We start from the raw sequence: 14,011 nt of genomic DNA, 5'->3' as shown, positions 1-14,011 counted from the left end.
GGCGGTATTATACCAATTCACAAAAACAAATGCCTGTTTGTATGGTAAACAAAAGTTAACCTAATACTAGTTTTGCTGCTAACCCTACTAAAAGTACGCCCATAGCTCGGTCTAACCAGTAACCTTTTTTACCAATAAGCTCGGCAACCTTGCTAGTGCTGAGTAAATAAGAAAGAAAGCAAAACCAAAGCCCAGTAGCAATCGCTAAATAAATGCCATAACCAAGCTTAACGCTAAATGGGGTTTCAATGCTGATAATAGCGGTAAAAAGAGACAGGAAGAAAAGCGTTGCCTTCGGGTTAAGCCCATTAGTGAGAAAGCCCATCCACACCGCACGTTTCACTGAAATTTGCGATGTTTTGCTTTCTGAGTTCACTACCTCGTTTTGCTTCACCGGGCCACTTCTTAGCGCACCGAACGCAAGGTAAAGTAAATAGGCGGCGGCGGCATAGCTAAACGTTGTAAATAGCCATGGGGTAGTAGCAATAACCACGCTTAACCCAACAAGCGAATAAGCAACGTGAAGTAAAATGGCTAAACCAATTCCCACGCTAGTAAACATGGCGGTGCGACGACCGTAAGCAACACTATTGCGCACCACAACGGCAAAGTCGGGCCCTGGACTTGCAACAGCAACAAGGTGTACTAGTGCGATGGTGAGAAATTCATTCATATACTGCATGCGTTGCGCCCCCTACAGCGCATAATTTGATAGTAGTTCATTTACCCATTCAGGTACTATTTGAGAAGCCGGCCCTGTTAACGATTGGTCAAATAACGCATTGGTTGCGCCCGGCGCTAGGTTTGCTTCAATCGTGTATGCACCCGACTCTTTCGCGATCTGAACAAAACCTGCAGCCGGATACACGTTGCCCGATGTACCAATAGCAATAAAAATGTCAGCTTGGGCTAACGCCGTGTATATCTCGTCCATATACAGGGGCATTTCACCAAACCACACAATATCGGGTCGCAATGTTACTCGATGACAACAAGGGCACTTTGTAGTGTGATCAAAGCTATCGCGCCACACAAAAGACTGCTGCGAAATGGCGCAGCGGGCCGACAGAAGTTTGCCGTGCATATGGTAAACCGACTTGCTGCCACCGCGCTCGTGCAAGTCATCAACGTTTTGTGTAACTACCATGAGATCGTCGCCCAACGCTTGTTCCAATTTAGCTAACGCTTGGTGCGCAGCATTGGGTTGTACATCATCTTGCTGAAGCTGGGCGCGGCGGGCATTGTAAAAGCGATAGACTAAGCTTGGGTTTTGTTCAAAGGCTTCAGGTGTGGCCACTTCTTCAACGCGGTGGTTTTCCCAAAGCCCGTCGTTATCTCGAAACGTTTTTAGCCCTGATTCGGCAGAGATACCCGCCCCAGTAAGCACAACAATTTTAGGGTTCGTTAAGGTATTATCAGCAGGCATGTCAGTCCATCTTTCTCTGCATTTAAATAATGGGTGGGTAATTGTAAACCGATATGTTTAACGGTGAAATACGCATTGTTAAGGTGAGCGCTTTTTTTATTCGTCTGTTACCACAGGATAGTGTGTACCTGCGCCCCACTCTGACCATGAGCCATCGTAAACAGACACTTGTGTTGCGCCGCACATAAGCGCAGCGACACCAATAATACAGGCCGTTACTCCCGAGCCACAGGTGCATATAATAGGTTTTCGCAAATCGATATGAGCCCCCTTAAATACGTTTTCTAGTTCGCTTACGGGCAGAAAATGACCGTTTTTGAGTAGTGTATCGAAAGGAACATTGAACGCACCCGGCATGTGCCCTGCTCTTACCCCCTTGCGCGGTTCTGAAATTTCACCTTTAAAACGCGCACTACTGCGCGCATCCACAAGCTGCGCATCAGTATTTAGCGCCTGCAAAACAGCGCTAGAGTTTGAGAACCAACCCGGGCGCGGCGTGGCCTGATACGTTAACTTTCCGTACTGCTGTTGTTCAGAAACAGGTAAGCCGGCATTTTCCCATGCGGGTTGACCACCGTTTAATAGGTAGACATCACTATGGCCTAATGCTTTGAGCATCCACCACACTCGAGGAGCGGTATAAATACCTCGTGTATCGTATACAACGATTGGTGTATTGGCCGTTACACCTTGATTCCCCAAATAAATTGCAAGGTCTTCGGCTGAAGGCATGCTGTGGGGAAAACCCGTGGTGTGATCGCTTCCTTCACTGTCTAAATCAAAATCAACTGATGCGGGTAACACCATCGCTTTTCGCGTATCCGGTGTTTTCGAAACGGGATCGTCCATGAGTGCGCGTAAAAGCGTAATGGGCTTTTGTTGCATTGAACTGGCTAATTCAGCTACTGAAAGCAAAACCGAAGACATGTTATTTCTCCTGAAAGGCACTCAGTTAATTGAGTGCCTTATCACAACTGCCGTTTTTAATTTGGCGGTGCTTTATTCGCTTAGTGCAGCAATAGCTGCATCGTAGTTTGGCTCTTCTGTTGTTTCAGCAACTTGTTCTGTGTAAACAACTTTGCCTTCAGTATCAATAACAACAACCGAACGGGAAAGTAGACCGGTAAGCGGCGCTGACTCAAACGTTACGCCGTAGTCATCGCCGAAGGTTGAGCGGAATGTAGAACCTGTAAGTACGTTTTCAATACCTTCAGCACCGCAAAAACGCCCAGCCGCAAACGGTAGATCTGCTGAAACACAAATAACAGTGGTATTGTCTAGTTTTGCCGCTTCCTCATTAAATTTACGAACCGACATAGCGCACGTACCGGTATCGATTGAAGGAAAAATATTTAGAACAATGTTTTTCCCCGCAAGCTCAGACAGTGTTACTTCGCCCAAATCTGCTTTCACTAAAGTGAAGTCAGGTGCTTTCGCGCCAACTTCTGGTAGCTGACCAATAGTTGAAACTGCATTACCTTGAAAAGTAACTGATGCCATTCGCTTTCTCCATGTTTTGTTAAGTTAAAATAGTGGATGTAAAACAATACTTTCGCAAATAAAAGTGACGTTTTTTATACGTTTTCTTTAACCTGCGCTTCTGCAAATGCGAGTTTGTGTTGTAAGTGGGGTTTCCCTTTAAGGTACTCCCGCCTGAAAACACTGAAATAGTGGGCCAAAGTTTCCGCCCCCTTTTTTTGTTCAGCCAACGCCAAGACACTTATCCCAACTTCTGCGGTGCAGTGTTGAAATGCATGTGTTGATTCTCTCAATAAATAATCCGATGCCACTTCACTGCTTACGCCAAGTACTGGCAAGCAATGTAAATAAGGGCTTTTCGAAAACATTTTTTTAGCTTCACGCCACGTACCATCCAAAAAGATAAATAGTAACGTTTTGCCGGTATTCAATGGTGGAGCGTCAATACAACGTTCAGCTGCAGCATATTCGTGTGGAAATACCACAATGGGAAAATATTTATCGTCGCTTAACAGTTTCAGTAGCGCTTCATCAGGTTCGGTTCGTCTCCACAAAAACGCATGGTTGTCTTTAACCACATCCGCTATCAAACGACCTGTATTGGTAGGTTTATAGTACTCGCCTTTGTACATTAAAAACAAAACCGCCACGTCTGTGCCAGGTTCAGGCTTAAATTCGCAAATACAATTTTGCGCGGGAAGCAAACACACGTCGCAGCGAATTACTTTACTACCACGGGCGTGAAAGGGACGTTCAGCACGAGATAACTCATCTAAACGCAATGACATAACTGAATTCAAGATAGTAGGTCTTAGCCAAAATTTTTATGGATTTTACCATAGTAATTCATAGCGAATTGAATATTTAAGCTAGTTTGGAATTTGTAACTAAGAAATGGTGCCGGGGCCGGACTTGAAATGCTCAGTAAACCATTGATATTGATAGTAACAGCCAAATAAACACAAATCCGTAGCACCACCCGTAGCACCGGTTCCTATTTGTCGTTTTTCGGACTTGAACCCGGCAAATAAAAAGGCATATATAGACAATTAAACTCAATTATCATGTAAAGCTTGTAACACACGACCAAACATACGTTTATGTTCTCTGTGACCCATAACCAAATTAGACGCATTGAAATTGTTTACTGAATTCGAATAGATGATCTTGCCAAGTCCAATGGGCTTGCTAGAAAACGCACTTGCGGTCGTGTATGCATATCGAAGAATATCATCATTCGTAGAGTAGACATTATAAATTTCCCCCTCGACCGCCGCAGGAATACTTTGCCAACTATCGTCGTTACCCACAGCGCCCCCCAATAAATAAACCCGTTTAATAAGCGGAGCGCCCTCTAGAGTTGAAAGAGCTGCCATTGTGTAATAAGCAACTCTGGCACCCAAAGAATGCCCTGCCAAAATAAATCCGTCACTTGGTAGTGTTCGAGCAATTATATCGGCGAGTAATACACCGGTCATTTCTGATTTTACTACAGCTTTGTGCCACGGGTTGTTTACAATACTGGCGATTAAATCAACTATAGTAAAAACGCTAGAACCCTTTTTGGATAGACCTTTTAATACCTTTAATAACGCTGGTTTCCCCCCAACCGAAGAGAACCCGGCAAACAATCTGCCAATTTCTAACAAAGACGATGATTCCCAGCTCAGAATGTAGCATGGGTTATCTGGATAAATCGTTTTAATAGAGTTAAGCCATGTATCTTCATCTTGATTTTGTTGTATTGCATCCGATTGGGTTAAGAACCCATTGATGAAAATGATTGATGGTCCTTTACCTTCTCTAATCTTCTTGATATCAAATCCATTGATGTCTCCAAAATAGCCAGCACCTATTGCAGCTCCTTTCCTAGCTCCAAGAGCCGCCCCTGCTGCAGAAATGCAGGTCACTCCGCCTACGACCCCTCCAGGCCCAATTGCTGCAAGTGATGCACTTGTAAGCGCAGCTCCGGACAAAGTACTTATTGCTGTACCAGTGCCAGCTGCTCCCAAAACCCCAAAAGCACCCAAAGCCGATGCTGCCCATGGAGCTGCAAACCACGCACCTGTAGCCAGCGAACCTGCTGTTGCTACGGCAATCCCTGTAGTTTTTGTTAACGCGACAACATTGACTTTCCTACTTTTATAGATCTGATTGAAGTTCGATATGTCATCTAATGTATCGTTCAATGTATCAAATGACGAGATGGTGCCATCGTGTTCAGCACAGTACTCACTCGCCCAGCTTTGCTTCAAAAGTTCAAGCTGATTTTCAGCTTGGATTTTTTCTGGCTTGAAAGTGGCCATATTGTCACAGCCAGGGAAACGACATTTCAGAGTAAAGTTTTTACAGTCATTACACTTGTAACAGTCTCTTGTCAAACTGTTAGCTTCAACCAACCCATGCCATGTTTTTTCGAGACACCAAGAACAATACTTCTCAACTGCACCATGCTTCCATGTGAGCAGCTCTTTTACGTCTGTTCTCAAGCGATTATAAGAATCACTATATTGCTTTATAGATGATGTAAACTCTTCGTCACTAAGGTGGAGCGATACCGAAGTATTGTTTTCGTTTTTGTCATCAACAACTTCATACATTCCATTCTTGTCGCTGAGAGCCTTACGTCGCTTTTTTCTATCTAAAAAACGTTTTGCCTTTTCACTCATAATTGTTTAGCTCAAAACTACGCGGCGTTCAGATTTCGCCATTCCTCTTTAAACTTAACCTCAGAAGTATGAGTCACACCATCTGCATGCATAACCAAATCAATAACGGCTTCAAAGTCTTCTTTCAATTCTGCGTAATTCTCCAACTCCTTTGCTAAACGAAATGCTTGCTCAATATTCGGAGGACTTTCCACAAACGATGCTATTAATTCTTTTTCACTTTGCGGCATATTACTGGCATTAACACCTGCGACAAATTCCAAGATTTCGAGCTTTTCAGAGTCACAGATTTTTCCATCACAGTTCGCCGTAGCAAAACCGACAGCGGCCAGGGCGACTAGCTCTTTAAAATAATGCTCATGTTCGCTGAGCTTGCTTGACATCTCTTGGCTTCTTTTCTTCAATTTTTCAATGTCTTCTTTCACCTCTTCTCTTGCCTTATTTCGAACTTCGTCTTTATTCTTTTTATCCTGATCAGACATTGCGTATCCGGCACTTGCCCCTGCAACACCAGCTACTGTTGCTGCTGCTATAGTTCCTCCACCAGCGAGAGAACCAGCTAAAGTAACAGCCCCTAATATAGAGCCACCACCGGTAAATGGTGCTGCTGCAATCGCACCTACCCCGACTGCAGCTCCAGCAGCAATCTTCCAAAAGCTCATATGAACATTCCTTTTAGTTCTATAAATATTAAATTGTCAAAACCAATCGAGTTAAATTTGATGTTAAACGTAAGGACCAATAACAACCATTAATAATGCGAACAATTCTCACTACCAACATAAGGAGCTTGAAAAATAAGCAATAGCCAGCTAGGCTTTATCGTAAATTTTAATTTAGCTTTCGCTCCCAATAAACAATGACTTCAGAGGCACTAAACCCATTAAAGATAACAGCCGAATTCGAACTAAATTCTGAGGCTAAACTTAGCTCTGCAACCAAATTTATATTGTTAGGGTTTCTCGATATCTGCCAAAAAGAGCATAGCAGTTCTTTTAGTGCCACAGTAGAGTCAATCTGTAAAACGCTGTCTATTTCTGACAAAGCGCTCTTGATGGCAACTAAAGAACTACGAAAGTGCCGATTATTACAGAGGCGAAAAAAGAGAACTCAGAAAGGAAGGAGCACCTATACGTATCGACTGACTGAATCAGCTCTAATTGATTCTTTTTCAGATTATTGTACAAGGATCTACTCTAATGTTTTATTTAGTGAAGGTTATCCGAAAGAACAAAAATTAACATTAGTACAACGTCTTCTCTTATATGTAGTGCTTTCCATCAGTGATGATTTTGGTTTCGCCTCAAGCTCCCATGTCAGTGTGATCTCTTCATTAACAGGTATAGACCCAAGGAATATTGAGAATAATTTAAAAACCGTGGAAAGAAAGTCACACCTCGAAGCCCTTTCATTTCCGTCTTTACGACATGGGCGAAGAGAGAAAAACTGGGCTTATAAACCAAACAGCTTAATATCTGAATACAAGGATATTCCGGAGCCTGGAATTTATCGGTTAGAGCTAGACTATGCCTCGATATCGGCTCAAACACTGCTAATTAACTTAATAGAACACCAAGATGCACTTAAAGTTTATCAAGAAGAAAAGAAGCTTGATTTAAAGTATAAAGAGGAGATCTTGGTTCAAAGAACATTGAGAGCATTGAGGATAAAGGATGATAAGTCACTGACGAAATTACTCAATGCTTTACCAGCTTTGAACAGGTCTCCTGGCAAACATGAACACAACCCTCTTATCCCCAAAATACAAGGAGTAATTTTAACGTCGATTGGATGGGTTTTAACAACCGGAGGTATTAAAAATAAACGTGACCATTCAAACTTCAAAAAGCAAGTGCTAACGCTCGTAGAGTCTCTTGACACTGATAAAGAGGTCACAGCCCCACTTGGTCAATTAATTGTGCAAATGTGCTATGAGATGCACGCTCAACTTGAAAAAGCGATACGAGCATCAGTAGGAAATCGTTCTATCACAAGAATCGCTATAGACAGCGTAGAGCCGTCCCTAATATTGAGACTGGCGACAACTGGCACACAGTCTATTTGGGAGCATACTGACCCTTCATATTTCATTTTTGCAACTGTCTGACGTGGTTGAAAAAGCCAGGCTGTTGGACAAGCATTTTAGCGGCTCTCTTAGCGATTAATATGAGAGCGTTGTTTTCCATGTTTTAGTATGTTTCTGGATAGCACACAACTCATTTTGACGCAGCAATAAGTAACATTTCTCTAGGGTATGAATATTATCTGAAACTGGGCGTATTTTTTTAATGTTCACATTCACTTTATGTATCCAACCATTCAGGAGCATAAAGACAATGAAGAACATCACAAACCAATCGAGATACCTGACATTACCATTATTACCCTCTAAAAGAGGCTATTTCACCAATTATCTAAAAAGAAACGTGGAAGTGCTGGAGCATGCCTTTAGGAAGTACTCCAAGGTATTCGCATTCAGGGTAGACTTAAGGTTACCTGATGATTTTAATTACTATGACACCAATCTGATCACCCGCTTCTTTGCATCCCTTAAAGCAATGCTCAATGCAGACTATGCTAACAAAAAAAGAAATAGCACAAGCTACGTTCACCCAAGTGAACTGATATATGTCTGGACCAGGGAACTAGGACATAGCGGTAAGCCGCACTATCACGTGTGTATATTACTCAATGGTCACGCTTATCGAAGTCTCGGGGTATTTCAAGAGGGGCGAGAGAACCTCTATAACAAGATTATTAGCGCATGGCAGAGCGCACTGTTCACTCATTTTTATCACAACCCTTTTTGTTTCAAGCCCTCACTTGTGAGCTTTCCTCCCAATAGTGAGTATTTCATTGAACGGAATAAGCAAGGATTCGACACCAAGTACCGAACCCTGTTTAAACGATTGAGTTACTTTGCGAAAATTGAGTCGAAACCAACTGGTCTAGGTGTACGCAACTATGGTACTAGTAGGATCCCGTTAACAGTCACTGTTTAATGGTTGTCACAGAACAAGCTCTCGAAAGTCATTATCTATTTCATCTTGAGTGATCCCGATATAGCGTAATGTTTGCGCCTCAGAACTGTGGCGTAACATTTTCATTACCCGTGCGATATCACCGGTTTCTCGATATAGATGATAACCCCTTGTCTTACGCATTGAGTGCGTCCCTAGGCGTAACCTAACCTCTTGCCCTATTTGGTCCAGTGCGTTACTCACAGCCCTTCTACTTAGCGGTTTTGGGGCTGAACTTTGAGCGTAGCGGCTTCTATAAGATTGAAAGACAAACTGATGACCAGGAAACTGCGCTTTAATATCTTTGATCAGAGCCAACGCCTTGTCATTAAGCGCGATACTGGCCACTTTGCCAGTCTTTGATTCGCGTATAGTCAGCCTGTTGTCATTAATATCGCTAAACTTGATGGAGAGAAGATCTGAGACGCGTAGCGCAGTATTGATCCCTAGCTGCCATATCAGAGACATCTGCTTGCTAAATCTGATAGTTAGTAGATGGGAAATAAGTGAAATGGTTTCTTTATCTTTTACAGCGTGCACTTCTGCCATAGCTATATTCCTCTTTTTCTGTATATCTAAAAAATGGGAAGATGGGCATGTAGAGCCCTTGAATTACGTGGGGTGCAATGTTCCCAATAAACCATATTGGGAACTTAGATAGTTTAGGTACACAACAACCCGCGTTCAGCAAATGACACACATTCTTTCCCTACCACTATATGGTCGAGAACCGGCACGTCGACCAGTGCGAGAGCGGCCTTGAGGCCTCTTGTAAGCGTCTTATCGGATTCAGAGGGCTCAGGTACCCCTGATGGATGATTATGAACCAGAATCACTGCAGAGGCGTTGTGAGCGAGCACGGATTTAACGACCTCTCTGGGGTATACGGCCGCAGCGTTAATGGTTCCCCGAAACAGTTCCTCAAACTGAATAAGATGATGCTGTGAGTTCAAATGCATGATGCAGAATGTCTCATGCTCTAATGCTGCCATTTTAAATTGTAAGAAGGATTTAGTTTCTGCCGCAGAGCTGAACGTTGGGGTCTGGGTAAACTTTTCTTCCAAAATATTAGCGGCTGAAGCCAGTATGTCGTTCTCTGAATATGTTTCGGAAAGTAAAGGTTTGATAGGCATAATAGTCTCCTGTATTCCTGTTTATGCCTATAGGTGATATAGGTCCCAAAAAAATACGAGTACGGCATAGGGGGCCAATGGCCCCTCTTCTTAAGGCTGTTTACCATCCCACTTTGCCCAGTTATACCCAGCGATAAGCCCGGTCAAAAACAATTTGAGAAGCGGTGATTCTGTTAGTATTCGGCTCACAAGTTTTGCCCTCTGGAAAAATACTCATAAAGACCCACACCAGTAATAAAACCAGCAATGAATGTAATCGGCATGTTTGCCTCCTATTTTTATCTATAGAAATGAATACAGACCAATAGTTAGGTCTGCAATCACGTGATGTAGGTGTGAAGTACTTTCAAGACGTTTTTTATTACACCGCTCAGTTATCTGATGACTTAAACCATCGGAACAACATCATGAGACTTATTAAAATCAAAGAAGTGATAAAAATGACCAGCCTAAGCCGCGCCACTATATACAAGTACATGGCTGATGATAGCTTTCCGAAGCCGGTTTCATTGGGTGCTAAGGCCGTTGCTTGGATAGAGGATGAAGTGGAAAATTGGATTATGGAAAAAATAGAACAACGCACCATGTTGTGACTTGGAAGGTAGTAATACCGCTAGATAAAGTTCACCGTTTTATTTATTTGCACCTGCCTATCTCAAAAAAACGAGATAGGCAGACACTAAAATTAGTTACAGTCTCATCAAAAACAATTCACGTAATTCAGACTACGGCCCATTGTCGAACCCTATATGACTGTATAAATAACGCAAATAAACGCTCTAGACTGTATTGTTCAGTTTTCTTCGTTGGTATACACCGCAAGTGCCTCTTTTGCCACCTCTATAGCGAGCTTCGTTTCTGCTAGATTTTTGGTACGAGTCAATATAGTTAGTTCATCCTTTTCTAATGATTCCTTGGCAGCTACCTCTGCGGCTTCCGCATCTTGGGCCGCTTTGGCAGCTAGATAGTTTGTAGCACCCGTTGCAACAGTACTAAAAAGGCCTGGTAAATCGGCAGCATCATTGGTCACTTTAACAGTTTTTAAGGCTCCTGTTTCTGGGTGAAGTGCCACAGTCATGGCTGGACTATTACCTTTAAACCTTGGAAGCGCGCCAACTGAACCCAATTGAGGCAAAGCGTATATTTTATCCTCCACAGCAGCCTTTGAATGTCCCGAAATCGAAACAATAGCTTCGATGGGAATATTATAATAAAAACCCTTTTCTTTGATTAGAGATGAATTAGTGTTGGTTTTATCGATAAGTGTAAAGTTGGCGTTTCGAGTTTTTTGCTTATCAAGGTTTTTTATATTCATCACTATGTGTTTGATGTCACATGTAGAATCGTCATCACTGCATTGTAGGGGGGCAGTTGAAGTAGTGATTTTGTCGCCTGTCATCCTGCATCCTTCGTGCAATTTGAATCCTTGCTTTGTTTCAACATCGAACAAAGAAATAGACTTCATGTCTTTTGGTGAAACATGACAAACAATACTAGATAAGGTTATATCCACTTTTCCTGTAAAGTGTGCTTGCTGTGCAGCTTGTTCTTTTTCTATTTCTGAACGATAGATACCCAATAGCTCGGGAGAAATATCAAACCCAGTAGCTCTAAAATTATTCCATTCCTGTTTCAAGGCTTCATAAGCTACTACTGCTTGTTCACACTCGTCTGGAAGTAATGAGTCTTCCGATTTAGCACCCGCAGGTGAAAGGCCTACCGCTACGCTCAACCCAATTTCAAGCACTTTACTTGCAATTTCGACTGCCTTACTTGTTGCACTGCTCTCAACAGATTCAATTATGCCGTTTTCGTTAATCGTTATCTGCAAGCTTGTGTTAGACCAGTTTGAAGATTCAGGTAAATGCATGACATACACTTTATTTTTATCTGGGACAGGTTTAGCCTCCATTGAACTGCTTTTAACCATGTGTACTGTTCTTTTATTATTTGATACCAAAGAACTCTTTAAATCGATTCTTTTTAATAACTCGTCAGAAGGATCTTTGCAGACTGGGGCGCCAAAATTCACCTGGCTTACCTCAAAAACTACATCAAAGCTTGTCCGTGGTAAAGCATATAGAATTCCACCTCCCCCCCACTCTTCACCATCGTCAAGATGCTCGACTTTTGGTGTGTATACACATCCAGTTACGATAAAGAATACCACTACTATAAAGCTAATTTTAAAGGTCATTATTATTCCTTAATAATTATAAGTTAACCGTCCAATGGCCCAACTTTCATGAACTTGTGAGCTCATCACTATAGAATAAGCCAAAGGCCACTCTCCATTGTTAGTGTATTCAGTTCCTCTTGAATCTCTTACGAAAAAAACACTTTTTTCATCGTCAAATCCCAATACGCATACAGCGTGTAATAGGTGACTACGAGTCTGTTCAGCATTTAAAATTCCTCGACCATTCCAATAGCTGTCCTGTAACCAAATTGCACAAATAACGGGATATCCAGCTGCCAAGGTATTTCTCCACCTATCAACACGGGGAGAAGCTCGACTATCTAAAGGAAAATATCCAGGTCTATTCGTTCTTCTATCAAAGCCGATCTTGTGATGCTTTGCTCTCTCAATCGCTTCGGGAGTCGGACTTTTAAAAGCATTATCTTTGGTACAAGAGTAAGGATGATCGCTGTAGGGACAAACACCATTCACCAAAGCCCTATGCAAAGCAAACCTCAGAGGAACGGGGCCTAATCTAGATGTAGAAACCCTTGCATAATAGTAATTGAATAGTGGTGACAGAGGCATAAATTGCCCATCGCTAAATTCCAAAGATTCCATAGCGGTGCACAATGCCATAGCTGTACAAGCATCCACCTCTCTTCCTTGGTTCTTCAATGGAGGCCTGGGCAATTGTAATTGACGAGAATGAGTAGTATCGAATTGATATTCGATATCTCGTCCATCGTGAGGTGAAGAAATGACACCGCCTCGAGTCCTTGGCATTTTTATCGCTCAAAATTTGCGCAGTGCGGAAACTATATATAATTTTGAATGGGGGAGCAAAAATACTTATTGATCTCACTAAAAGTCACAGCTGAGGGAAACTAGAGCCTTACCAGTGCAAATTAAAGTTGTTAAACACTAAAGGCTATCTATTTAGATAGCGTGCGTGGTAACAGGTGATTGGCCAGTTTGGTTTTACCTGGGTAAAAAACAACTTAGCCTTTCTCCATCGTTCTTGCCACTAAGCATTAAACAAAGACTTCTTTACTTTTTTACACCTACCTGCTTATTCTAGACGCTAACGGATGATACATGGTTGCGTATAAAGCTGCTCGTTGTTTGAACAGGAAGGCCAATTTCTGTTTTCTAGTTACTTTTCTGAAAAGTGTATAAAGGGAATAGCTATGAGTTGGATAGATGCGATTAATGCGTTTGGTGAAGAAAACGCAGGGGCATTCACAGCAATGTCCGGCGTGGGTGGCGCAGCTTCCGTGGTGAGTTTTTTTAAAACATTAAACTTCCAAAAGGATGTTATGGAAGACCTAGCAGAGATTAAACAAAGTTTAAATAGGATAGAGAGAAATACCGAGTTTATTATTGACCAAAATAAACAGATTTTGTCCAAGTTGGACCAACTGCCAACCCGCTTTGAAGTTAATATTATGCTCAGGCACGCTGTTCAGGAGGGCTTTTTAAAAAGAGCCTATTCCGATCTAAATGCAGCTATGAATGATGTTCAAGAGCACTGGACTAGCAATTCACCTAACTGGATATCCTATCGTGATTCGTTACAGTTTTGCTTTGATCACGATAATGCAATTAGTTCCACGGCAGAATTGCTCACCCACTGTAACTTTTCGTACCTTATAACTAAGACCCGAGCAAAACAATTCTTATCAACTGTCCTCAATAAACGTCGAGAAAAATTGGTGATGCTTGCCCGTGAAATAAAGGGTGAAACTACAGCAACACTAAAAAACCTTCGGTTGGATTTGCTTGGCGATAGTACCTATGTTGCAAAGCATAACTTTACTGATAGTTTAGTTGATTTGAGCACCATCGATTACACCATCAAAGGAGATCAATACTATTGGGTTGATGGGCCATGCTTGGTCGAAGATCGTCAAACTGGTTTTTGTTGGGAGCCTGGTGCACCTATCAGAAGGATAGATAGGCAGTTTCGCCTACTACGAGAAAAGCATAAAGCTGCAATAGAATCACAAATATCTGCTTCTAAGAAATTAAATGAAGAACTTGGAGAAATTACGGTATTGATTAAGGAAGTATCTTTCATATTACAACAACTAGAATTCACGCCG

15 protein-coding genes are annotated in these 14,011 nt (G+C 42.2%); 4 read left to right on the top strand and 11 right to left on the bottom strand.

Annotation, left to right across the window (positions count from 1 at the left end):
- Positions 1-55 precede the first annotated feature (55 nt).
- The 7 genes from ACTRWF_RS07220 to ACTRWF_RS07190 all read right to left on the bottom strand — a co-directional run bounded on the left by ACTRWF_RS07220 (position 56) and on the right by ACTRWF_RS07190 (position 6,236).
- Complete coding sequence (locus ACTRWF_RS07220) at positions 56-682, bottom strand: LysE family translocator (RefSeq protein ID WP_012518563.1); 627 nt, start codon at positions 680-682, stop codon at positions 56-58.
- Between the two features lie 12 nt (positions 683-694).
- A complete protein-coding gene (cobB, locus tag ACTRWF_RS07215; protein ID WP_257720488.1) occupies positions 695-1,468 on the bottom strand; it encodes a Sir2 family NAD+-dependent deacetylase in 774 nt (257 codons plus the stop codon).
- Positions 1,469-1,522: 54 nt separating this feature from the next.
- Positions 1,523-2,353 (bottom strand): sulfurtransferase, encoded by an 831-nt coding sequence (locus tag ACTRWF_RS07210; protein WP_024016348.1) that lies wholly within the window; start codon positions 2,351-2,353, stop codon positions 1,523-1,525.
- Positions 2,354-2,425: 72 nt separating this feature from the next.
- A complete protein-coding gene (gene tpx, locus ACTRWF_RS07205) occupies positions 2,426-2,926 on the bottom strand; it encodes a thiol peroxidase (protein ID WP_012518566.1) in 501 nt (166 codons plus the stop codon).
- 74 nt (positions 2,927-3,000) lie between these two features.
- A complete protein-coding gene (locus tag ACTRWF_RS07200) occupies positions 3,001-3,693 on the bottom strand; it encodes a tRNA-uridine aminocarboxypropyltransferase (protein ID WP_024016349.1) in 693 nt (230 codons plus the stop codon).
- Between the two features lie 267 nt (positions 3,694-3,960).
- Positions 3,961-5,574, bottom strand: coding sequence for a DUF726 domain-containing protein (locus ACTRWF_RS07195; protein WP_462835297.1), 1,614 nt, complete (start codon positions 5,572-5,574; stop codon positions 3,961-3,963).
- A 17-nt stretch (positions 5,575-5,591) separates the two neighbouring features.
- The gene (locus tag ACTRWF_RS07190; RefSeq protein ID WP_462835296.1) at positions 5,592-6,236 is read right to left on the bottom strand and encodes a tellurite resistance TerB family protein; all 645 of its coding nucleotides are present in this window, start codon (positions 6,234-6,236) and stop codon (positions 5,592-5,594) included.
- A gap of 392 nt (positions 6,237-6,628) precedes the next feature.
- Between ACTRWF_RS07190 and ACTRWF_RS07185 the strand changes: the two genes are divergently transcribed.
- Together ACTRWF_RS07185 and ACTRWF_RS07180 are read left to right on the top strand one after the other, a co-directional pair.
- Entirely contained in the window at positions 6,629-7,681 is a 1,053-nt protein-coding gene (locus ACTRWF_RS07185) for a hypothetical protein (RefSeq protein WP_462835295.1), read from the top strand.
- Between the two features lie 229 nt (positions 7,682-7,910).
- Positions 7,911-8,576 (top strand): YagK/YfjJ domain-containing protein, encoded by a 666-nt coding sequence (locus ACTRWF_RS07180; RefSeq protein WP_462835294.1) that lies wholly within the window; start codon positions 7,911-7,913, stop codon positions 8,574-8,576.
- Between the two features lie 6 nt (positions 8,577-8,582).
- Here the strand turns inward: ACTRWF_RS07180 and ACTRWF_RS07175 are convergent, their stop codons facing one another.
- The gene (locus ACTRWF_RS07175) at positions 8,583-9,143 is read right to left on the bottom strand and encodes a tyrosine-type recombinase/integrase (protein WP_462835293.1); all 561 of its coding nucleotides are present in this window, start codon (positions 9,141-9,143) and stop codon (positions 8,583-8,585) included.
- Between the two features lie 113 nt (positions 9,144-9,256).
- A complete protein-coding gene (radC, locus tag ACTRWF_RS07170) occupies positions 9,257-9,727 on the bottom strand; it encodes a RadC family protein (protein ID WP_462835292.1) in 471 nt (156 codons plus the stop codon).
- 407 nt (positions 9,728-10,134) lie between these two features.
- On the opposite strand from radC, the gene ACTRWF_RS07165 reads away from it, so the two are divergent.
- On the top strand, positions 10,135-10,320 hold the full coding sequence (locus tag ACTRWF_RS07165) for an AlpA family phage regulatory protein (protein WP_462835291.1): 186 nt from the start codon (positions 10,135-10,137) through the stop codon (positions 10,318-10,320).
- A 200-nt stretch (positions 10,321-10,520) separates the two neighbouring features.
- Here ACTRWF_RS07165 and ACTRWF_RS07160 read toward each other — a convergent pair whose 3' ends face one another.
- Positions 10,521-11,924, bottom strand: a complete 1,404-nt coding sequence (locus ACTRWF_RS07160) for a DUF4831 family protein (RefSeq protein ID WP_462835290.1) — start codon at positions 11,922-11,924, stop codon at positions 10,521-10,523.
- A gap of 9 nt (positions 11,925-11,933) precedes the next feature.
- The gene (locus ACTRWF_RS07155; protein WP_462835289.1) at positions 11,934-12,692 is read right to left on the bottom strand and encodes a C1 family peptidase; all 759 of its coding nucleotides are present in this window, start codon (positions 12,690-12,692) and stop codon (positions 11,934-11,936) included.
- Between the two features lie 404 nt (positions 12,693-13,096).
- Here ACTRWF_RS07155 and ACTRWF_RS07150 point away from each other — a divergent pair.
- The coding region (locus ACTRWF_RS07150; protein ID WP_462835288.1) for a hypothetical protein at positions 13,097-14,011 on the top strand (915 nt) is incomplete at its 3' end.

It is taken from the genome of Alteromonas sp. G5_S2_22_S1, from assembly GCF_054968525.1.
This window is presented reverse-complemented; position numbering and strand designations above follow the sequence as displayed.

Coding starts and splice junctions, on each gene's coding strand:
- ACTRWF_RS07180 (WP_462835294.1), top strand. CDS start 7,911: ATGAAGAACATCACAAACCAATCGAGATACCTGACATTACCATTATTA.
- ACTRWF_RS07160 (WP_462835290.1), bottom strand. CDS start 11,924: ATGACCTTTAAAATTAGCTTTATAGTAGTGGTATTCTTTATCGTAACT.
- radC (WP_462835292.1), bottom strand. CDS start 9,727: ATGCCTATCAAACCTTTACTTTCCGAAACATATTCAGAGAACGACATA.
- ACTRWF_RS07210 (WP_024016348.1), bottom strand. CDS start 2,353: ATGTCTTCGGTTTTGCTTTCAGTAGCTGAATTAGCCAGTTCAATGCAA.
- tpx (WP_012518566.1), bottom strand. CDS start 2,926: ATGGCATCAGTTACTTTTCAAGGTAATGCAGTTTCAACTATTGGTCAG.
- ACTRWF_RS07195 (WP_462835297.1), bottom strand. CDS start 5,574: ATGAGTGAAAAGGCAAAACGTTTTTTAGATAGAAAAAAGCGACGTAAG.
- ACTRWF_RS07175 (WP_462835293.1), bottom strand. CDS start 9,143: ATGGCAGAAGTGCACGCTGTAAAAGATAAAGAAACCATTTCACTTATT.
- ACTRWF_RS07185 (WP_462835295.1), top strand. CDS start 6,629: ATGGCAACTAAAGAACTACGAAAGTGCCGATTATTACAGAGGCGAAAA.
- ACTRWF_RS07220 (WP_012518563.1), bottom strand. CDS start 682: ATGCAGTATATGAATGAATTTCTCACCATCGCACTAGTACACCTTGTT.
- ACTRWF_RS07200 (WP_024016349.1), bottom strand. CDS start 3,693: ATGTCATTGCGTTTAGATGAGTTATCTCGTGCTGAACGTCCCTTTCAC.
- ACTRWF_RS07165 (WP_462835291.1), top strand. CDS start 10,135: ATGAGACTTATTAAAATCAAAGAAGTGATAAAAATGACCAGCCTAAGC.
- ACTRWF_RS07190 (WP_462835296.1), bottom strand. CDS start 6,236: ATGAGCTTTTGGAAGATTGCTGCTGGAGCTGCAGTCGGGGTAGGTGCG.
- ACTRWF_RS07155 (WP_462835289.1), bottom strand. CDS start 12,692: ATGCCAAGGACTCGAGGCGGTGTCATTTCTTCACCTCACGATGGACGA.